This is a genomic window from Sorangium sp. So ce295 (assembly GCF_051527405.1).
GTDB classification, from domain to species: domain Bacteria; phylum Myxococcota_A; class Polyangia; order Polyangiales; family Polyangiaceae; genus Sorangium; species Sorangium cellulosum_B.
In genome coordinates this window covers 10,243,114-10,261,945 of sequence record NZ_CP150324.1, presented here as the reverse complement: position 1 = coordinate 10,261,945, position 18,832 = coordinate 10,243,114, and the positions used below count along the sequence as shown (strand labels likewise).

Annotated in this window: 15 protein-coding genes; 5 read left to right on the top strand and 10 right to left on the bottom strand. The window is 72.3% G+C overall.

Annotation, left to right across the window (positions count from 1 at the left end):
- The first annotated feature begins 9 nt into the window (after positions 1-9).
- On the top strand, positions 10-2,595 hold the full coding sequence (locus tag WMF11_RS38925; RefSeq protein WP_437974387.1) for a hypothetical protein: 2,586 nt from the start codon (positions 10-12) through the stop codon (positions 2,593-2,595).
- A gap of 458 nt (positions 2,596-3,053) precedes the next feature.
- Here WMF11_RS38925 and WMF11_RS38920 read toward each other — a convergent pair whose 3' ends face one another.
- Complete coding sequence (locus tag WMF11_RS38920; protein ID WP_437544781.1) at positions 3,054-3,383, bottom strand: PilZ domain-containing protein; 330 nt, start codon at positions 3,381-3,383, stop codon at positions 3,054-3,056.
- Between the two features lie 202 nt (positions 3,384-3,585).
- Between WMF11_RS38920 and WMF11_RS38915 the strand changes: the two genes are divergently transcribed.
- Positions 3,586-3,762, top strand: a complete 177-nt coding sequence (locus tag WMF11_RS38915) for a hypothetical protein (RefSeq protein ID WP_437904191.1) — start codon at positions 3,586-3,588, stop codon at positions 3,760-3,762.
- Here the strand turns inward: WMF11_RS38915 and WMF11_RS38910 are convergent.
- Positions 3,746-3,931: a hypothetical protein gene (locus WMF11_RS38910; protein WP_437974386.1), complete on the bottom strand. Its 186-nt coding sequence runs from the start codon at positions 3,929-3,931 to the stop codon at positions 3,746-3,748. The genes WMF11_RS38915 and WMF11_RS38910 overlap by 17 nt on opposite strands.
- Positions 3,932-4,503: 572 nt before the next feature.
- Between WMF11_RS38910 and WMF11_RS38905 the strand changes: the two genes are divergently transcribed.
- Positions 4,504-6,414 carry a hypothetical protein gene (locus tag WMF11_RS38905; protein ID WP_437974385.1) on the top strand — a complete coding sequence of 637 codons (1,911 nt, stop codon included), beginning with the start codon at positions 4,504-4,506 and terminating at the stop codon, positions 6,412-6,414.
- Between the two features lie 327 nt (positions 6,415-6,741).
- Here the strand turns inward: WMF11_RS38905 and WMF11_RS38900 are convergent, their stop codons facing one another.
- The 3 genes from WMF11_RS38900 to WMF11_RS38890 form a co-directional block, all read right to left on the bottom strand.
- Complete coding sequence (locus WMF11_RS38900; RefSeq protein WP_437974384.1) at positions 6,742-8,796, bottom strand: M3 family metallopeptidase; 2,055 nt, start codon at positions 8,794-8,796, stop codon at positions 6,742-6,744.
- A gap of 129 nt (positions 8,797-8,925) precedes the next feature.
- Positions 8,926-10,065 carry an acyl-CoA dehydrogenase family protein gene (locus tag WMF11_RS38895; protein ID WP_437974383.1) on the bottom strand — a complete coding sequence of 380 codons (1,140 nt, stop codon included), beginning with the start codon at positions 10,063-10,065 and terminating at the stop codon, positions 8,926-8,928.
- An 81-nt stretch (positions 10,066-10,146) separates the two neighbouring features.
- A complete protein-coding gene (locus tag WMF11_RS38890; RefSeq protein WP_437979379.1) occupies positions 10,147-10,704 on the bottom strand; it encodes a CAP domain-containing protein in 558 nt (185 codons plus the stop codon).
- A 438-nt stretch (positions 10,705-11,142) separates the two neighbouring features.
- Here WMF11_RS38890 and WMF11_RS38885 point away from each other — a divergent pair, with 438 nt between their 5' ends.
- Positions 11,143-12,333, top strand: a complete 1,191-nt coding sequence (locus WMF11_RS38885; protein WP_437974382.1) for a hypothetical protein — start codon at positions 11,143-11,145, stop codon at positions 12,331-12,333.
- Positions 12,334-12,376: 43 nt separating this feature from the next.
- Here WMF11_RS38885 and WMF11_RS38880 read toward each other — a convergent pair whose 3' ends face one another.
- Positions 12,377-13,420 (bottom strand): AraC family transcriptional regulator ligand-binding domain-containing protein, encoded by a 1,044-nt coding sequence (locus tag WMF11_RS38880; protein ID WP_437974381.1) that lies wholly within the window; start codon positions 13,418-13,420, stop codon positions 12,377-12,379.
- Between the two features lie 77 nt (positions 13,421-13,497).
- Between WMF11_RS38880 and WMF11_RS38875 the strand changes: the two genes are divergently transcribed.
- A complete protein-coding gene (locus WMF11_RS38875; RefSeq protein WP_437974380.1) occupies positions 13,498-14,523 on the top strand; it encodes a Rieske 2Fe-2S domain-containing protein in 1,026 nt (341 codons plus the stop codon).
- 186 nt (positions 14,524-14,709) lie between these two features.
- Here the strand turns inward: WMF11_RS38875 and WMF11_RS38870 are convergent, their stop codons facing one another.
- The 4 genes from WMF11_RS38870 to WMF11_RS38855 all read right to left on the bottom strand — a co-directional run bounded on the left by WMF11_RS38870 (position 14,710) and on the right by WMF11_RS38855 (position 18,710).
- Positions 14,710-15,180, bottom strand: a complete 471-nt coding sequence (locus tag WMF11_RS38870) for a response regulator (protein WP_437544773.1) — start codon at positions 15,178-15,180, stop codon at positions 14,710-14,712.
- Between the two features lie 535 nt (positions 15,181-15,715).
- Complete coding sequence (locus WMF11_RS38865) at positions 15,716-17,098, bottom strand: sigma-54-dependent transcriptional regulator (protein WP_437544771.1); 1,383 nt, start codon at positions 17,096-17,098, stop codon at positions 15,716-15,718.
- Positions 17,099-17,100: 2 nt separating this feature from the next.
- Positions 17,101-17,238 (bottom strand): hypothetical protein, encoded by a 138-nt coding sequence (locus WMF11_RS38860; protein ID WP_437904184.1) that lies wholly within the window; start codon positions 17,236-17,238, stop codon positions 17,101-17,103.
- Positions 17,235-18,710 carry an ATP-binding protein gene (locus tag WMF11_RS38855; RefSeq protein ID WP_437974379.1) on the bottom strand — a complete coding sequence of 492 codons (1,476 nt, stop codon included), beginning with the start codon at positions 18,708-18,710 and terminating at the stop codon, positions 17,235-17,237. Before WMF11_RS38855 ends, WMF11_RS38860 begins: the two co-directional genes overlap by 4 nt.
- Positions 18,711-18,832 lie beyond the last annotated feature (122 nt).

The window sequence follows — 18,832 nt, the reverse complement described above, 5'->3', positions numbered from 1 at the left end:
AGGGCGCAGGTGGGAGAGGACAGCGCGAGCGACAGGCCCGTCCTCCTCGCGGCCATCGCCTCGGGCGCGATGATCGCCCAGCAGGTCGCCGGCCGGGCGACCCGGGACGCCCTCTTCCTCGCCAGCTTCGGCGCGGCCGACGTCCCCAAGGTCATGGCCGCCGGCGCGGTCCTGTCGTTCGCCGCCGTCGTCCTGCTCTCGCGCGCGCTCCTCCAGCTCTCCCCCGCGCGCGTCGTCCCGGCCACGTTCGCTGCGAGCTCCGTGCTGCTCGCCCTGGAGTGGGACCTCGCCCGGCGCGCGCCCGGCGCCGCCGCCCTCGTCTTCTACCTGCACATCGCCGTCTTCGGCGCGACGCTCATATCCGCCTTCTGGTCGCTCGTCAACGAGCGCTTCGACCCCCACACCGCCCGCCACTCCATCGGGCGGATCGCGGGCGGCGGGACCGTCGGCGGCGTGATCGGCGGCCTGTTCGCCTGGCGCGCCAGCCGCCTCATCGACGCCCCGACGATGCTCCTCGCCCTCTCCGCGGTGAGCGCGCTCACCGCCTGGGCCACCCACCACCTGGGCGCCGGCCTCGCGCGCGCGGCCGGCGCCGCCGGCGGGGCGGGGCGCACCGAGGTTGAGGCGGGGCGCACCGAGGTTGAGGCGGGGCGCACCGAGGTTGAGGTGGGGGGCACCGAGGTTGAGGCGGCCCGCACCCAGGTTGAGGCGGGGGGCACCGAGGTTGAGGCGGCCCGCACCCAGGTTGACGCGGCCCGCACCGAGGTTGAGGTGGCACGCACCGACGTTGGCGCCGGCGGGTCGGGGCTCGCCGCGTTGCGCGACAACAGCCACCTGCGCGACCTCGGCCTGCTCGTCGGGCTCGGCGCCGTGAGCGGCGCGTTGTTCGACGTGGCTCTCAGCGCCGAGGCGGCCGCCGCGATGACCGACCGCAACGCGCTGCTCTCGTTCTTCGCGCTCTTCCATCTCTCGGTGAGCGTGCTCTCGTTCCTCGTGCAGTCGCTCGCCGCCACCTTCTCGCTCGACCGGCTCGGGCTCGCCGCCACCATTGGCATCCTCCCGGCCGCGGTCGTCGCGAGCACCCTCTCCCTCGTGGTCGCGCCGCGGCTCTGGGCCGCCTCCATTGTCCGCGCGACCGAGGCGGTGCTCCGGAACTCGCTGTTCCGGTCGGGCTACGAGCTGCTCTATACGCCCCTGCCCCCGGACCAGAAGCGGTCGATCAAGACGCTCATCGACGTCGGCTTCGACCGCATCGGCACCGCGGCGGGCAGCGGCCTCGCGATGGCCCTGCTCGTGCTCGCCCCGGGCGGGTCGCTCCCGCTGCTGCTCGGCCTCGGCGCGGCGGCCGCGGGCGTCACGTTGCTCTTCACGCCTCGGCTGCACCGGGGCTATGTCGCCGCGCTCGAGGGCAGCCTGCGCTCCGGCGCCGTCTCGCTCGACCCGACGAACGTCGTCGACGCGACCACCCGCCGCACCCTGAGCGGCACCGTCGACGCGCTCAGCCGCGACAGGGTCCGCGCCGAGCTCGCCGCGCTCCGGAACGCCGCGGCGGCGCGGCACCACGCCGGGCGCGCCTCGGCCGACGGCGAGCGCACGTCGCACCCCGGTCCGCCGCTCTCCGGCCGTTCACCGCTCTCCGGCCGTTCACCGCTCTCCGCCCCCGCCCCCGGGGACTCGCTGCGGCCTCCGGCGGGTGATCGCAGGGGCGTCGACGGGCCGCTGTCCGCGCGCGCCGCGTCGGCCGCGCTGGCGTCCGATCCGGTGCTTGCCGCCACGGCCGACCTGCGCTCCGGCGATCCCGAGCGGATCCGCCGGGCGCTCGTCCGGGAGCCGGACCCTGCGCTCGTGCCGCACCTCCTCCCGCTCCTCGAGCGCGAGGGGCTCACCTCCGAGGCGATCCGGGCGCTCCGCGCCGTCGCCCCCCGCGCGACCGGCCAGCTCACCGACGCGCTCCTCGATCCGTCCGTGAGCGTCGCCCTCCGGCGCCGCATTCCGCGGGTGCTCCAGGCCTGTCCCACCCAGCGCGCCGCCGACGGCCTGATCCTGGGCCTCGCCGACGAGCGCTTCGAGGTGCGTTTTCAGTGCGGCGTCGCCCTCGCGCGGCTCCTCCAGCAGCGCGCGCCGATCCACCTGCGGCACGACGACGTGATCGAGGCGGCGATGCGGGAGATCGCGATCGGTCGCCGGGTGTGGGACGCCCAGCCCCCCAACGTCGCGCCCCCGGTCGAGGCGCCGCTGGCCGAGCGATTGCTCGTCGAGCGGACGAGCCGCAGCCTGGAGCACGTGTTCCGCGTCCTCTCGCTCTGCCTGGAGCGCGAGCCGCTCGAGATCGCCTACAGGGCGCTCCACGCCGACGACGCCCACCTCCGCGGGACTGCGCTCGAGTACCTGGAGAACGTCCTGCCGGCGCCCATCCGCGAGAGTCTCTGGCCGTACCTGGGCGCCCGCGCGCCCGCCCCTCCCGAGCCAAGCGCCGCCGAGCCGCGCGCGCCGCGCCTGCCCGAGCACGCGCTCGACGAGCTTCGCCGCTCTGCCGCCAGCATTCCGCGGGCGTCGATCTCCGCCGCCCGCCGGCGACGAGAGCCCCGCACGTAGCCGCGTGGCCCACCGCTCGTCGCTCCAGCGAGCGACAAAAAAAAGCGTCGCCGGGGCCTAGGGGGGGAGAGGCCGCACCAGCAACGCTCGTCCGTGAATTAGCAGCTCACATGCCACCGCGAGAAGACGGAAATAGATTTAAAATTCGCATAGATGTCCCGGTCACATCCTCCCCGCGTTGCAATCCTGCGATTTCATCCTTGCAGGCGAGCATCATGTCGAGGACGTCCCCCCCATCCGTCTCAAGCCGTTCCCCCCGCCCGTCTGCCCCATCTCCACCGGTTTCCGCCCCCCTCTGCCCCATCCAGAGCACGGCGGCAGCAGAGCCGCAGCAGAGCGGCGGTCTCCCGCACAGGAGACGGGCCCAGATCGGCGTTTTCGGCGCGCAAGCGCACTCCGGTGCGCTGAGCACCGAAAACGTCGAGGTGGGCCCGTATCCGAAGCGGGTGACCGTCGCTCTAATGGAGGGGGGAGCGGTGGTGGACGCGCTGGTCGAGGTGCTCGGCGATGGTGAGCCGGTCGGCGTCGCTCATGACCACGAAGCGGACGGCGAGCAGGTTGTCGCGGTCCCAGACCGGGCGGGCGCGCAGCCGGATGGGGCGCCCGACCCCGAGGTCGAGCTCGAACGGGGTCACGGCGGGCAGCGCCCGGCCTGCCAGCGCGGGCGCGCGCTCGACGACCATCCCCGTGGGGGAGAGATCGATCGCGCGACACCGGTGCCGGTGGCCATCGACGAGCGCCGAGACGGGGAAGTCGACCTGCGCGCGCGCGCCCTGCCTCCGATCCATGCGAGCCTCCTTGGTGTCCTCGTGACGCGGCGAGCCTAGGTCGCGGGGCTCGTCCGGGCCAAACATCGGGCGGGCGAGCCGCGCGGTCTGCTCGCGGCGCCGGGGCGCGATCTCGGCGCGGTCCGCTCGCGGCGCCGGGGCGCGATCTCGGCGCGCGCGGGATCGGTGCGATATGCTGGCCCGGCGAAAGGAAGGTGTGGCGATGCCCACGTGCCGGGAATGCGATAACGAGGTCGACGAGCTCAAGACGATCAAGGTCGGAACCAAGAAGAAGAAGGTCTGTGAGGACTGCGCCGACCGCGCGGCGCAGGAGGGCGCGATCGCCGAGGAGAGCGAGGCGGTGGTGCAGCAGATGATGGGCTTCAAGGGGAGGCGCTGACCGCTCGCGCGCCCGCCGATTCCCGCCGATCTCCCCCGCGCGGCGAGCAGCGCGACGCCGCGCGGACGCCGCCGATCTCCCCGTCGAACGCCGGCCCGTCGTCCTTCTCCACGATCTCCCGCGAGCCCGTGTCGCGCGCCGACCGCGGCAGGCCAGCCGCGACGCGCATAGCGAATGCTCCGCCAGGCGATCGAGCAGGGCCGTGAGCTGTTTTCTTGCTTGCGGTGCAGCGGTGTCGCCGAGGAAGCGCGCGACCTCCCTCGGGTCACAGGCGCCGCGGCTGAGATAGCGAATGCGGGGGTAAGGTAGGTGAAGGTCGTTGACCGACATGGAGAACCCTGTCGCATTGAAGGTTTGCCCACATTTTCGGGGGATTTCGTCTGCATTCAAGCGAGCGAGCGACCACTTCTCTATACCTTCCTTACATCAGCGGACGGACTGCGCATTGCAGTTCTGCATCGAAAATTTGCAACAGTGATGTGAAAAGCGGCCGAGGTGTGCGACCTAATTGGGTGTTCGTTTCGTTTTCGAAAGCATTTCGTCTTGACCCGTCGTGTTAATCCGGGAATAAGTTGTTTCACGAGAGCGCCGGTATCCGCCCCTCTGGTGCTGAATGGTCTGCACCGATGGTTCGCGGCGCGAAGGCACGCAGCGGGAGGCTCCTCTTCTGCCCCCTGATGCTTTCGCCCGTTACGGTCCTGTTCACCACAGGGGTTCGACGACGCCGGGGGAGAAAAAGCCATGCATTCAATTTCTCAAGGCTTTGGGTCGCGGTCGTTTGCCGCCGGTAAGTTCATCGCCTCGCTCGTGGCGATGTCGATCGTCGGCTTCGGCTGCGCGCCGCTCGACGAGGACGTGACTGCAGAGGAGCTGGACGCGGAGGAGCAGGCGGCCGGCACGACCTATCAAGTCGGTCCCACGCGCACCTACAAGACCATCGGTGAGGTAGCCAGCAGACTGCAGGCGGGCGACGTGGTGGAGGTCGACGGCAACGCCACGTATTCGGGCAACATCAGGCTCACGAAATGGGGCACGCCCACCTCGAAGATCACGATCCGCGGCGTGCGCGTCGGCGGGAAGCGCCCCGTCCTGAAGGGCGGCACCAACACGATCGAGATCAACGCGAACCACATCGTCTTCGAGGGGTTCGATGTGACGGGCGGCACCTCGAGGTGCATCTTCCAGCACGGGCACGATGTCACGATCCGTGACTCCGTGATCCACGATTGCCCAGCGCACGGGATCCTGGGCGCCGACAGCGATTCGGGTTCGCTGTTGGTGGAATACGTGGAGGTCTATAACTGCGGTAACGGTACGCAGAAGCACCCGATCTACATCGCGACGGATGAGTCCGCCTACCCGGGCTCCGTGTTCCGGATGCAGCACAGCTATGTCCACGATGCAATCGGCGGCAACGCGGTGAAGACCCGCGCGGAGCGGAACGAGATCTATTACAACTGGATCGAGGGCGGGCTCTACAAGGACCTCGAGCTCATCGGCCCCGACGGGCAGGATCCGGGGCTCGCGCGGGAGGACTCCGATGTGGTCGGCAACGTCTTCCGCAAGACGCACACGCAGTACGTGATCCGCGTCGGCGGCGACGGCACGGGCGACACCAACGGGCGGTATCGGTTCGTGAACAACACGTTCCTGCTGATGGCGGGGTCGAGCGCGGCGATTCACCTGTTCGATGGCATCGAGAGCATCGAGCTGCACAACAACATCTTCCATCGCGTCGGGGGCGGGAGCGTTCAGGTCTTCCGTGACGACGCGAGCTGGACGACCGGCAGCCCGCTCATCAAGGGTGTCAACAACGCCGTGCCCACGGGCACGACGGTGCCTTCCGGCTTCACGGGGACGCTGATCGTGAGTGATCCTGGCTTCACGAGCATCGGCAACCGCGACGTGACGCTGCTCTCGACGAGCGCGCTGCGGAACGCGGGTGTCAGCTCGACGACGGGGATCTCGGGGCGCACGTTCCCGTCGCCGCTCGCGATGCCGCTGTACCACCCGCCGAAGGCGGCGGTCGCGGCCGTCGGCTCCGCGCAGCGGCGGACGGCCGTGGGCGCGGTCGACATCGGCGCGTTCGAGTTCGGGACGACGACCACGACGCCGACGCCCACGCCGACGACACCGACGCCCACGCCGACCACGCCGACGCCCACGCCGACCACGCCCACGCCGACGGCGCCGGTGTGCTCGGTCGTCAACGCGGGCAAGTGGTTCAATTCGCAGCTGCCTTCGACCCAGCGGGGCACCTTCACGGCGACCTGGGACGTGACGCCGAGCGCGTCGAAGATCGACGCTGTGGTCGGCCTCTCGAGCGGCTCCGCGAGCCAGTGGACCCAGCTCGCCGCGATCGTCATCTTCGACGAGGAAGGCAATGTCCGCGTCCGGAACGCCTCGAGGTACCAGGCGCTCCGGGTGTTCCCGTACACCGGCGGGACGACCTATACCGTCCGGATGGTGGTCGACGTGGCGGCGAAGCGGTACTCGGTGTACATCCGGCCGAAGAACGGCACCGAGGTGCAGCTCGCGAGCAACTACGCGTTCAGGTCCGAGCAGGCCAGCGTCGCTTCGCTCGCGAACTGGGCGATGACGCAGACGATCGGAACGGCCACGCTGTCGGCCTGCAACTTCAAGATACAGTGATCCCACGGGGGCCCGGCGCGAGGAGACCGTGTTCTTCGCGCGGCGCGGGGACCCCGCCGGACTCACCTGAGACAAAGCTCCTCCGGCTTCGCCGGAGGAGCTTTGTCATTTGGGCTCAGATATCGGCCCTCCCCGCGCCGCGCGAAGAACACGGCCTCCTCGCGCCCACGGAGGTGGATGGGGAGTAGGCCCTAACCAAGCTTCGCGCCCTGAGCGTGACCGAACGAGCCTGCTCAACGCCTCACGAAAGCGCCGTTCGGTCACATGGCCAGAGAGGGAGTCTGGGGTGTAGCCGTGATGGATGAGGCGCCGGGCCGCCCCGGAGGCTCAGGCGAGTCCGCTGCGCTGGAGCAGGGCGTCGAGGGTGGGCTCGCGGCCGCGGAAGCTCCTGTAGAGATCCATCGGGTCCTGCGTGTCGCCGAGCGCGAGGATCTGGCTCCGGAACGCGTCGCCCACCTTCCGGCTGAACAGGCCCTCTTCCTGGAAGCGGGAGAAGGCGTCGGCGTCCAGCACCTCGGCCCATTTGTACGAGTAATAGCCCGCTGCGTAGCCCACCGGGCTCGAGAAGAGGTGCGAGAAGCCGGCGATCATGGCGTAGCCCTCGGGCAGCGGGACAGGCGAGTAACGCCCGAGGACCTCGCGCGCGAACTCGACGACATCGCCCTGCTCTCCGGTCCAGTCCATGTGGAGCGCGAGGTCGATCTCGGCGAAGCCGAGCTGCCGCATCGTCGCAGCGCCGGCGCGGAACGTGCGGGCCGCGCGCATCCGCTGGAGCAGGTCGTCCGGGACCGGCACGCCCGTCTCGTGGTGGCGCGCGAAGAGGTCGAGCGCGTCCCGCTCCCAGCACCAGTTCTCCATGATCTGCGAGGGGAGCTCGACGAAGTCCCAGGCGACGTTGGTGCCGGCGAGGCTCCGGATCGGCACCCGGCTCGAGGCGTGGTGCATCATGTGGCCGAACTCGTGGAACAGCGTCTCGACCTCGCGGTGGTTGAGCAGCGCGGGGCGGCCGCCGACCGGCGGGGTGAAGCTGCCCGCGAGGACCTCGAGGTGGCGCGCGTCCTCGCCGGCCGCGCGCCCATTCTCGCTCGGCGCGCCCGTGACGAGCCCGTGCATCCAGGCGCCGTCGCGCTTCTGCTCGCGTGGCACGAAGTCGAGGTAGAAAGCGGCGCTCTGGGCGCCGTCCGGCTCGACGAGCTGATAGGCGCGGACGCTCGGGTGCCACGTGGGGGCGGACTGCCAGGGCGCGATGCGCACGCCGTAAAGGCGGTGGGCGATCTCGAACAGGCCGGAGACGACGCGATCCAGCGGGAAATACGGGCGGAGCGCCTCGTCGTCGAAATCGTAGCGGGCGCGGCGGAGCTTCTCGGCGTAGTAGGCGACGTCCCACGGCGCGAGCGGCGGCGCGTCCGGGCCCTCGATCTCGCGGCGGAAGGCGGCGAGCTCCTCCTTCTCGCGGGCGAAGACCGGCTCGGTGCGCGCCCGCAGCGTGTCGACGAAGCGCCGCGCCGCGGCGCCCGTCTTCGCCATCCGGTCCTCGAGCACGAGATCGGCGAAGCTCGCGTAGCCGAGCAGCCTCGCCTTCTCGCCGCGGAGCTCGAGGATGCGGCGGATGAGCGGCCGGTTGTCGTGGTCGCCCTCGGTCGCCCGCGTGTTGAAGGCGCGGTAGAAGCGCTCGCGGATGGAGCCGTCGTCGAGGTGCGTGAGCACGGGGATGTAGCTCGGCGCCTGCAGCGTGAAGCGGTACCCCTCGATGCCCCTGTCCTTCGCGCCCTGACGGGCCGCCTCGACCGCGCTCGGCGGCAGGCCGGCGAGGCGGGCGGCGTCCTCGACCACGAACTCGAAGGCGTTCGTCGCGTCGAGCACGTTCTGGGAGAAGCGCAGGGTCAGCGTGGCGAGCTCGACGTCGATCTCGGAGAGGCGCTTCTTGCCGGCCGGGTCGAGCTCGGCGCCGCTCCTCCGGAAATCGTCGAGGGTCTTCTTCAGGAAGCGGTGCCGCGGGCTCGTCAGCGCCGCGGCCTCGGGCGTGGCCGCGTACGCCTTGAGCGCGCCGTAGACGCCCTCGTTGAGGGCGATGCCGCTCAGGAACTCGCTGACCTCCGGCTGGACGGCGTTGTACGCGGCGCGCAGCGCGGGGGTGGTGGACGTCGATTCGAGGTGGGAGACGACGTTCATGGCGCGGTCGAGCCGCTCGGTGACGGCCTCGAGCGCGGCGAGGGTGTTGTCGTAAGTGCGGGGGCCGGGCGCCGCGACGAGCGCGTCGAGCCGGGCGCGGGCGTCCTGGAGCAGCGCGCGCACCGCGGGCTCCACGTGCTCGCTCCGGATGCGATCGAACGGGATCTCGAAGCCGAGAGTGAGCAGGGGATTGTCGGTCGCTTCGGTCATATCGTTCCTGGTTGGGCTTGAAGGGCCGGCGGACGGGCGCGGGCCGGCGACCCTCGGCCGGCCCGCGCAGCCCTACCTTGGTAAAGGCGCCGGCGAGGGTTGGCCAGTAGTTCGTCGTCGGGCGAGCGGCTAGACGCCCAGCCACCGCGCGACGATCGTTGCGAGCACGTCGGACGTCCCCGAATGGATGCTGCCGCCCAGGGCGTCATCGATGGCGGAGGGGAGGCCGCTCTCCTCGAGGTAGCCAGCGCCGCCGCGGAGCCGGAGGTCGTCGAGCGCGGACGCGACGGCCGAGTCCGCCGTGTGCCACTTCGCGAGCGCGGCCTCGGCCTGGCCGCGCTCGCCCTGGTCCAGCGCCCACGCGGCGCGGTAGATGAGCAGCCGCGACGTCTCCAGCCGCAGCTTCATCTGCGCGAGGCGGTGCGCGACGGCCTGGTGGCGGGCGATCGCCTGGCCGCCGATCTCGCGCTCGCGGGCGAAACGGACGGCCTCGCCGAGGGCGCGCTCCATGGCGCCGAGGCGGAAGGCGAGGATGAGCGCGCGCTCGAAGGTCATCGCGATCTGGAAGACGGCAAGGCCGGCGCCGGCGCGGCCGAGGAGCGCGTCATGGCCGACCTCGCAGCCGGCGAACGAGACGGGCGCGAGCCGCGCGCTCCGGAGGCCCGCGGTCGCGAGCGGCGCGCCGGGGAGGATGCGCGCGGCGCCCTCGCCCGCGGCGCGGGGGACGAGCAGCGCGGTGAGGCCGCGCGCCGGGGTCCCTCCGGCGCCGCCGCTGCCGTCGCGCGCGATCGCGAGGTACACGTCGGCCCGGTCGGCCCAGGTCACGTACCGCTTGTCGCCGGTGAGCCGGTAGCCGGCGTCCGTGCGGTCGGCCCTTGCTTGCACCGACGCGACGTCCGAGCCCGCGCCGGCCTCGGTCGCGGCGACCGTCGCCATGCTCGCGCCGCTCGCCATCCGCGGCAGCCACGCGCGCTGCTGGGCGGGCGTGCCCACCCGCGCGAGCAGGAGCGCCACGCCGAAGAGGTGCGCCCCCGCGGCGAGCAGGACGCCGCCGTCGCGCAGCGTCGCGCCGAGGCCCTCGTAGGCGAGCGCCGTCGTGACGAGGTCGAGGCCCTCGCCGCCGAGATCGCGGGCGATCGGCAGGCCGAGGGCGCCGCCCCGGGCGAGGACGCGCATGCGATCGTCCGGGGCCGCGGCGTCGGCCTCGGCGCCGAGGGCGCGCATGCGGTCGTGGACGGCGCGCTGGGAAGGGTTCCACCCGAAGTCCATCGCCGCTGCGATACCAGAGCCGGCGAGGGGCGGGGAGGAGACGAGGACGGCGCGCGCGCGTCGTCGACGACGCGCGCGGGCTCAGTAGGGGCGCTCTCCGACGAAATTGCCGGGAGGATCGTAGTTGCACACCCAGATCTGCCAGGTGCCACCGCCGAACGGCGAGCCGGTCGTGCAATCGGCGACCCCGCAGCCGAGCCGCAGGGAGTCGGCCCATACCACCTGAGTGTAATGGCCGCAGGTGGAGCTGCAGGCATTGCTCGCAAGGTCGTAGTTGGCCGCCTCGTCGACCCACGAGGCCACAACATCCTCCGGTGTGGGTGACGAGCCGGTCGACGCGAAGATGTTTTCTCCATAATCGCTCGCGCTATGGCCGAACGTGCACTGGGCGGCATAGGCCTGAGCCACCGCGGCGATCTCGGGCGACCACACGAGAGGGGGCACCGGCTGATCGGCGGGCGGGTCGACGGCGGCGCGCGCGGCATTGTGGGCCGCCGTCATCCCGGTCATCCTCGGCGGCTCGCCGGCGGCCTGGCCGCTCGTCGGGCTCTCGTCGTCGGACGAGGCGCCGCAACCGGCCGTCAGGGCGAGCAGGAGAGAGATCTGCACGAACCGGGGGAGCCGTGGGCCGAGCGTCATCACGGGGCCATTGTCCTACGGCTCGGCCGAGCTCTGCAACGGCGATTCGATGAAGGCTGGTTGAACCCACGACGTGCCGTGTCATGGCGCGCCCTCAGCTCTCCCCTCAGCCCTCTCCTCAGCTCTCCCCCTAAGCCCTCCCTGGACGGCCGCGTCCAGGCGTTCTTCCAACGTCTGCCGTCGACATGAACATCAACAGATCTCGTCGTGGATGGCTCCCGTGCTGACGGGCTTCGCCCTAGGGTGACGTCGAGACGAGCAACAATTCCGCAGCATGGGCCTTGTCATGTGGGTCGATCTATGAGCTATTGTCGCCCTGCTTCGGAGGCGGCTGCAGTCCGAGCTCGGAGGCGAGCGTGCTCCCTCATGGGGTTTCACCGTTCTCCGTGGCAGCCTGGTACCAGCGGCGCGCCCGACAAAGAACCAAGGAGTTTCCCGATGAATATCCGTGTGACGTGGCGAATCGCGACATTCCCGCTGGCGCTGGCGGGGCTCTCCGTCTTCCCGGCGATGGGGTGTGACAAGGTCTCGGAGCTGCAGAATGACGTCTGCTGTCGCGACTTCACGCCGGGCGCCGATCTCGCCACGGTGGAATGGGGTCTCGAGGGCGAAGCAGAGCTCAATTATGGTGCCTTCATGCAGTCCGTGTCGGACTTCACGGGCGCCGCGGGCGCGATGGTGGCCGACGTGAGCAACGCCTGTCAGGCGATCGCGCTGGATCTCGGCGCGGACCCCTCGACGATCACGGCGACGAAGCCGAGCGAGCGGGCGACGGCGTGGTGCGAGCTCGCGATCGACGCGCTCGGGGACGCGACGGCCGATCTGTCCATCTCGTTCCAGCCGCCGGTCTGCACCGTCGATGCGAGCGTGCAGGCGAACTGCGAGGCGCGGTGCAGCGCCAACGTCGAGTGCCAGCTCACCCCCGCGGAGGTCATCGCGCGCTGCGATCCGGGCCAGCTCACGGGGCGGTGCGAGGGGCAGTGCAGCGGCTCGTGCGAGGGGTCGGCCAACCTGTCCGTCAACTGCGAGGGTACGTGCCATGGCTCCTGCGAGGGCACGTGCGACGGCGAGTGCGCCGCGACGACCGCCGGCGGCGACTGCCGCGGGCAGTGCGACGGCACCTGCACGGGCCAGTGCCGCGGCACGTGCGAGATCGCGGCCGACGCGGCGGTGGAGTGCAACGCTGATTGCTCGGGCTCGTGCGACGTCCAGTTCAAGGCGCCGCGGTGCAAGGCCGAGCTCAAGCCGCCGAGCGCCGAGTGCCAGGGGAGCGCGGAGTGCAGCGGCTCCTGCGAGGCGAGCGCGAGCGCGAGGGCGAGCTGCAAGGAACCCGCGGTCAGCATCGCGGGCGCAGCAGGGGCCGAGGCGGTGCTCGCGACGCTCCAGACGAACCTGCCGCGGCTCCTTGTCGTCGCTCATGCGCGCGGCCAGCTGCTCCTCGCCAACGCCGAGGCGGTGGTCCAGGCCGCGGGCAACCTCGAGGGGGCGGTCACCGGCAGCGTGAAGGCGGGCGCGTGCATCATCCCGGCCACCAATGCGATCACGCAGGCGGTCGAGAACCTCGAGTCGAGCCTCACGGCCAGCGCCAACGTGATGGCCAAGCTCGAGATCGCCCCGGCGGGCCAGTGAGCGCTCGCCCGGCGGCGGCGCGGGCCGCGGCCGGGCCAGCCGCTCACCGCGGCTCAGCGCCCCTGGTCCGGGCGCGGAACGCCTCCGGCGTCACGCCGGTCCAGCGCCGGAACGCCCGGTGGAACGCGCTCGGCTCGGAATAGCCGAGCAGATACGCCACCTCGCCGATCGCCATGTCCGCGTCGAGGAGCGCCGCAGCGCGGCCGCGCCGGACCTCGTCGAGCAGGGCGTGGACCGACGTCCCCTCGTTGCCGAGGCGGCGCTGGAGCGTGCGCGGGCTCATCCGCAGGCGCGCCGCGAGCGCGCCCAGGTCGGCTCCCTCGCGCAGCCGCTCGCCGAGGAGCGCGCGCACGCGGTCGGACAGCGCGGGCGGCGCCGCGCCCGGCAGGCGCGCCGCAGCGGCGCTCATGTGGCGCTCGAGGAACGCGGCGAGCGCCTCGTTCGCGTGCGGCAGCGGACGAGCGAGCTCTTCGACCGGCAGGACCAGCTCGGTCGCCGGCGCCCCGAACAGCACCGGCGAGCCGAGCCGCCGCGCCTTCTCCTCCGGATCTCCCGCCGGCGCGTGGCGAAAGCGCACCGCGAGCGCCTGGAGCGGCGCGCCGCACATGCGCCCGGCGTTCACGAGCGCGTCGAACGCGAACATCTCCGCGAGCTGGCCGTGGGCCGGCCGGTCGGGCCCGAAGGGCACGAACCCGAGGTGCGCGCGGCGCCCGCGGATCTCCAGCGTGTAGCGCTCGCCCTCGTTCCAGATCTGCTGGTAGCGGAGCATCCGGCGGAACGACTCTCCGAGCGTCGGGCTGCTCATGGCCAGGAAGCCGAGCGCGTCGAAGTGCTCCGGCTCGAAGCGCGCCGCGAAGTCGAGGCCGAGGTGCGGATCGGCGGTCGCCGCCGCGGCCGCCTCGATGAGCGCATAGAACGCCGCGAGCGGCACGCGGGCGTCCGGATCGGCGAGCGCCGCGCCGGCGAGCCCCGCGGCCTCGAGCAGCGCCCGCCGATCCGCCCCGCGCTCCGCGGCGTGGTCCGCGAGCTGCGCGGCGGTGCGGGCCCAGATCGTCGGTGCGGGCGCCCGCGGGGCCTGGCGCCGCATGTCAGCCCTTGTGGCGCGCGCTGTCACTGCTCCCCGGCCGGGCCGGCCCCAGGCTTCCGGGCGATCGGAGGAGCATCATGCGAAAGCACGGCATCGAGGAAGGGCGCGGCGCGTTCGTCGAGGGCGCCTGGTACATCATCGCGGACGCGGCCTGCGTGGGCAAGCGGCCGGTCGCCGTCGAGCGCTTCGGGACGCGGCTCGTGCTGTTCAGGGACGAGCGCGGCGCCCTGGTCGCGGCGCGGGCGCGCTGCCCGCACCGCGGCGCGGACCTCGGCCTGGGGCGGGTCGTGGACGGGGCGATCGAGTGCCCGTACCACGGCTTCCGGTTCGCCTCCGACGGGCGCTGCGTCGCGATCCCGTGCGAGGGGCGCGGCGCGATCGCGCGCGGCGCGGGGGATGCGCTCGCGCTGACCCGGTACGAGGCGCGGGAGCACCGGGGCTTCGTGTGGCTCTTCTGGGGCGAGCGGCCGGCCGAGCTGCCGCCGGTGCCCTGGTTCGACGGCCTGCCGCCGGACGAGCGGCACGCCCACACGGCGTCGATGGACTGGGACGTGCCGTTCGCGCGCGCGATGGAGGGCATGCTCGACTTCCACCACCTGCCGTTCGCGCACCGCCCCTGGTTCCCCGGCGTCGGCGCGATGCTCGACCCTTGCGAGGTCCGCGTGGAGGGCGACGTCATCCATGCCGAGGCGGTGCTGCGTCACGACGACGGGGAGCCCTGGGACGGCTGTCGGGGGTGGAGGTTCGAGATGGAGGTGCGCTTCCCGGGCGTGCTGCGCCTCTCGTTCGGGAAGCGCGTGGTGGGCGTGGCGGGGTGCGCGCCGATCGACGCGGAGCGGACGGCGATCGTGGGGCGGTACTACATGCCGATCCCGGTGATCGGGCGGCTGCTCGCGTGGCTCGGGTTGCGGGCGGAGTTCTGGCTGATCCAGCCGGGCGACGAGCGGATGCTCGCGTCCTCGGAGCCGCGCGACGCGGATCTCGACGCGTGCCGCTTCGTGCGCGCGGACGCGGGGATCCTCGCGTGGCACAAGATGCGGCGGGCGCGGCTGAAGGCGCAGCGCGCGGGGGAGCCGCGCCGGCTGCCGATCGAGGCGGGGTGAGGCGGCGCCGGGCGACTCACGATCGCGCGGATCTGCTCCACGACGAGGTTGAAAGCCTATCCAACGGTCAACTGGCGCGCTCCCGACAAGGGGCGTGTGTAGGCCAGCCGCTCGTCGATAGGGGTCCACCTACGCGCCATCTCGTGATGTCCGTGATCGCGAGATGCTCTCCAGCGGCGTGGTGCGTCAGCCGCGCATCGAGACGAGGGTCTGGACCACGAGCCGCAGATCGTCCACGTCGAGCGGCTTGTCGAGCACCGCGTCGGCGCCCAGGCGGTAGGCCTCCGCGTGCGTCTCCGGGTCGCCGAACGCGGTGATGAGGACCACGGGCGTCGTCCAGTCGTCGCGGCGCAGCCCGGCCAGCAGATCGAGCCCGCTCGCGCCTGGCATCCGGATGTCGCTCACCACGACATCGACCGGGGCGCCGTTCCCGGAGACGAGCGCTTCGCCCATCAGCTCGAGGAGGTGCTTGGCGTCATGCGCCTCCAGGACCTCGTAGCCGTCGCGGCGGAGGGCGGTGGCGAGGAGCAGCCGCAACTCCCTGTCGTCTTCGGCGAGCAGCACGCGGATGGGGATCGGGCCGTGGTGGACGCGCGGCACCGGCTCAGGGGGCGTATTCAGGATCGAGGCAAGACCGCGCATCGAGTCGGGGGGCATCGGGCTCTCTCCTTGGTGAGGGCCCTGTGTTGCAGGCCGCGTGCCGCCCGCCGGCGGCCGTCTCGAACCGACCGAGGTTGGGGTGGCCGGAACCGACCGAGGTTGGGGTGGCCGGAACCGACCGAGGTTGGGTGGCCGGAACCGACCGGGGTTGGGGTGGTTGGCCGCAACCGACCGAGGTTGAGGCCGCAGGCGACCGGGGTTGGGTTGGCCGGAACCGACCGGGGTTGGGCCGGAACCGACCGGGGTTGGGGGGCTTGGCCGGAACCGACCGAGGTTGAGGCCGCAGGCGACCGAGGTTGGGGTGGCCGGAACCGACCGGGGTTGAGGCCGCAGGCGCCGACCCAGGTTGCGGCGGACGGGCGGGTTACAGCGGGACTGGCGGGTTGCAGCGGGACTGGCGGGTCGCAGCGGGACTGGCGGCGACCCCCCGTGGGCCATCCGGGGTGGGGCGTCGTTCCCCGCCCGGGGTATTCCTCCGCGCCTCGGCGTGGGCTTCGAGCTCCAGGTCGCCCGACCCACTCCGCCCGCCCTGTCAGCTCCCCTTCGTCCCCCCGGCGCCCGGCTCCCACCGCTCCAGCTTCCGGTGCAGCGTCTTCCGGTCCAGCCCCAGGATCCTCGCCGCCAGCGTCTTGTTCCCGCCCGCCGCCTCGAGCACCCGCAGGATGTACCGCCGCTCCACCTCCTCGAGCGGCACCAGCTCGGACGGGTCGTCCCCCGCCACGAGCACGTGCGACGGCCGGTGCTCCCGGATCTTCGCCGGCAGGTCCTCCACCGTGATCTCCGGGTACCCCGTGAGCGCCACCGCCCGCTCCATGCAGTTCTGGATCTCCCGCACGTTGCCCGGCCACGTGTACGCGAGAAGCCGCTCGGCGGCCGCCGGTGACAGGCCGACCACCTCCTTGCCCCAGCGCGTCGCGAAATCCTCGATGAAGCGCTGCGCGAGCAGCAGCACGTCGCTGCCCCGCGCCCGCACGGGCGGCAGCTCCACGTGGAGCACGTTGATCCGGTAGTACAGGTCCTCCCGGAAGCGGCGCGCCTCGACGGCCTCGTCCAGGTCTCGGTTCGTCGCGGCCACGATGCGCGCGTCGAACGGCACCTCCGCGCTCCCGCCCACCGGCCGCACCCGGCGCTCCTGGAGGGCGCGGAGCAGCTTCGGCTGCACCGCGAGCGGCAGCTCCCCGATCTCGTCGAGCAGCAGCGTCCCGCCGTTCGCCTCGACGAACAGCCCGGAGCGCGCCGCGCGCGCGTCGGTGAACGCCCCCTTCACGTGCCCGAACAGCTCGCTCTCGATCAGCGACTCCGGCACCGCCGCGCAGTTGATCGCCACGAACGGCCCCTCCTTGCGGCGGCTCCGCGCGTGCATCGCCTTCGCGACGACCTCCTTGCCCGTCCCGCTCTCGCCGGTGATGAGCACCGTCGCGTCCGCGTCGGCGATGCGCTCGATCAGGTCCTGCACGCCCCGCATCGCCGCGCTCCGGCCGATGAGGTCCGGGAACCCGCCGGGCCCGGCCACGGCGCGGCGCAGCCGCCGCACCTCGGCCTTGAGCGCGTGGTGCGCGATCGCCCGCTCCAGCGCCAGCGCCAGCGCCTCGATGTCGACCGGCTTGGTCACGTAGTCGTACGCGCCCGCGCGGATCGCCTGCACCGCGGTCTCGATGCTGCCGAACGCGGTGATCACCACGACCGGCACGTCCGGCCGGATCTCGGCAGCCCGTCCGCAGACCGCGATCCCGTCCATCCCGCGCATGTTCAGATCGGTCAGGATGACGTCGAAGCCCTCGTCCGCCTCGAGCAGCGCGAGCGCCTCCGCCGGTGAGGTCCGGGTCGTCGCCTCGACGCCGCGCGACTGCAGGTCCGCCGAGAGCCACGCGCACATCGCCTCGTCGTCGTCGATGATCAGCGCTCGTCTGCCCATCGTCACCTCGATGGCTCGCCCGCCATCTCTCCTCGATGACTCGCGTAGTACAGCGCCACGCCCGCGGCCAGCCGCGGCGCTGCGGCCGCCCCGCCGAGCGCGCCCTCGCCCTCGGCCCGCGGCCGCCGGGCTCGCGTCATCCTGCGTCATCCTGGCCGCTCGGCGGGAGGTACACCGTGAACGTCGAGCCCTTGCCGAGCTCGCTCTTCACGTCGATCCAGCCCCCGTGCTCGCGCACGATCCCGTAGGACACGCTCAGCCCGAGGCCCGTGCCCTCGCCGACGTCCTTCGTGGTGAAGAATGGCTCGAAGATGCGGAGGATGTTCTCGGGCGCGACCCCCTCCCCGCCGTCGATCACCCGGACGGCGACGTGCTCGCCCTCGGCGCCGCCGTGGTCGGCCGGCGGGCGCGCGCGGGCGCGCTCCACCCGCACGGTGAGCTCGCCGCCCCGCCTCATCGACTGCATGCCGTTCATGATGAGGTTCGTGAGCACCTGCTGCATCTGCCCCGCGTCCACCTCGGCGCGCGCCGCCCCGCCGCACGCCTCGTCGAGGTGGAGCGTCACGCCCCGCTTCCGGGCGAGGGGCTCCAGCAGCGCCAGCGTCTGGCGCGCGATGTGCGCGAGATCGGCCGGCGCCTTCTGCGCGACCCGGCGGCGCGCGAAGTCCAGCAGCTGCCGGATGATCTTCGTCATCCGGTCCGCCTGCTCGGCGATGATGCGCGCGCTCTCCGCCGCCTCCTCCTGCGGCAGGCCGCGCGCGATCATCTTGGCGCGGCCGCCCACCACGTTGAGCGGCGTGCCGAGCTCGTGCGCGAGCCCCGACGCCAGCTTGCCCACGGTGGTGAGCCGATCCGCGTGCCGGAGCTGCTCCAGCGCCGCGATGCGCGCGGTCGTCTCGCGGCCCGCGCGCTCGCGCGCCTCGGCCAGGTGCTCGCACATCGCGTTGATCTCATGGGCGATCCGCCCGAGCTCGTCGCGCTGCGGCAGGAGCAGCGGCCCGCCGAGGTCGCCCTCTCCGATCCGCCGCGCCTTGTCGACGAGCCGCCGCGTCGGGCGCCCCACGAGGACCTGCCCGAAGGTCATCGCCAGGAGCCCGCTCAGCGCCGCGAGGGCGATGATGGTGGCCACGGTGTTGACCACGCTCGCCTGGACGTACGCTTCTTCCTCCTCGAGCGACTCGGAGATCTCGATGGCGCCGACGCGCGAGGGCTCCACCCCGACGGGCGCGTACGTGTAGAAGCGCCCGCTCTTGTCGCCCTTGCGCTCGATCCGGAACACCTCGGTGCCCCGCGACAGCTCCTCGATCTCGGCGGCGGGCAGCGCGGGCGCGAAGCGATCCCCGGCCGGCGCGTCGAGCCACACCCAGCGGAACCGCACGCCGTCTTCTCGCTCGCTCATCTCGTCGAGCAGCTGGAGCGCCTCCCCCATCCCGTCCCGGCGCCACGTCTCGACCACCGCCGCGCGGAGCGCGATGCCGATGAGGTGCTCGTCGCGCCGCATGTCCGCCTCGAAGAGCGCCCGCTCGCGCCGGACGGAGAGGTAGCCGTACAGGCTGAGCGCCGCGCACATGACGAGGACGAGGGCGAGGGTGAGCTTGCTGGCGAGTCGCATGAGGTCGCCGGTAGGATGCAGGACGCGTACGCGTTCTCAAGGTGCCCGTCCGCACGCTGACGCGCCCGGGCCCGCCCCGGATCGCCCCGATGGGGCAAAACTCCCCTGGACGGGCCCCGCGG

Coding starts and splice junctions, on each gene's coding strand:
- WMF11_RS38890 (WP_437979379.1), bottom strand. CDS start 10,704: ATGACGCTCGGCCCACGGCTCCCCCGGTTCGTGCAGATCTCTCTCCTG.
- WMF11_RS38915 (WP_437904191.1), top strand. CDS start 3,586: ATGCCCACGTGCCGGGAATGCGATAACGAGGTCGACGAGCTCAAGACG.
- WMF11_RS38855 (WP_437974379.1), bottom strand. CDS start 18,710: ATGCGACTCGCCAGCAAGCTCACCCTCGCCCTCGTCCTCGTCATGTGC.
- WMF11_RS38920 (WP_437544781.1), bottom strand. CDS start 3,383: ATGGATCGGAGGCAGGGCGCGCGCGCGCAGGTCGACTTCCCCGTCTCG.
- WMF11_RS38880 (WP_437974381.1), bottom strand. CDS start 13,420: ATGCGGCGCCAGGCCCCGCGGGCGCCCGCACCGACGATCTGGGCCCGC.
- WMF11_RS38900 (WP_437974384.1), bottom strand. CDS start 8,796: ATGACCGAAGCGACCGACAATCCCCTGCTCACTCTCGGCTTCGAGATC.
- WMF11_RS38870 (WP_437544773.1), bottom strand. CDS start 15,180: ATGCCCCCCGACTCGATGCGCGGTCTTGCCTCGATCCTGAATACGCCC.
- WMF11_RS38875 (WP_437974380.1), top strand. CDS start 13,498: ATGCGAAAGCACGGCATCGAGGAAGGGCGCGGCGCGTTCGTCGAGGGC.
- WMF11_RS38895 (WP_437974383.1), bottom strand. CDS start 10,065: ATGGACTTCGGGTGGAACCCTTCCCAGCGCGCCGTCCACGACCGCATG.
- WMF11_RS38910 (WP_437974386.1), bottom strand. CDS start 3,931: ATGCGCGTCGCGGCTGGCCTGCCGCGGTCGGCGCGCGACACGGGCTCG.
- WMF11_RS38865 (WP_437544771.1), bottom strand. CDS start 17,098: ATGGGCAGACGAGCGCTGATCATCGACGACGACGAGGCGATGTGCGCG.
- WMF11_RS38860 (WP_437904184.1), bottom strand. CDS start 17,238: ATGACGCGAGCCCGGCGGCCGCGGGCCGAGGGCGAGGGCGCGCTCGGC.
- WMF11_RS38885 (WP_437974382.1), top strand. CDS start 11,143: ATGAATATCCGTGTGACGTGGCGAATCGCGACATTCCCGCTGGCGCTG.
- WMF11_RS38905 (WP_437974385.1), top strand. CDS start 4,504: ATGCATTCAATTTCTCAAGGCTTTGGGTCGCGGTCGTTTGCCGCCGGT.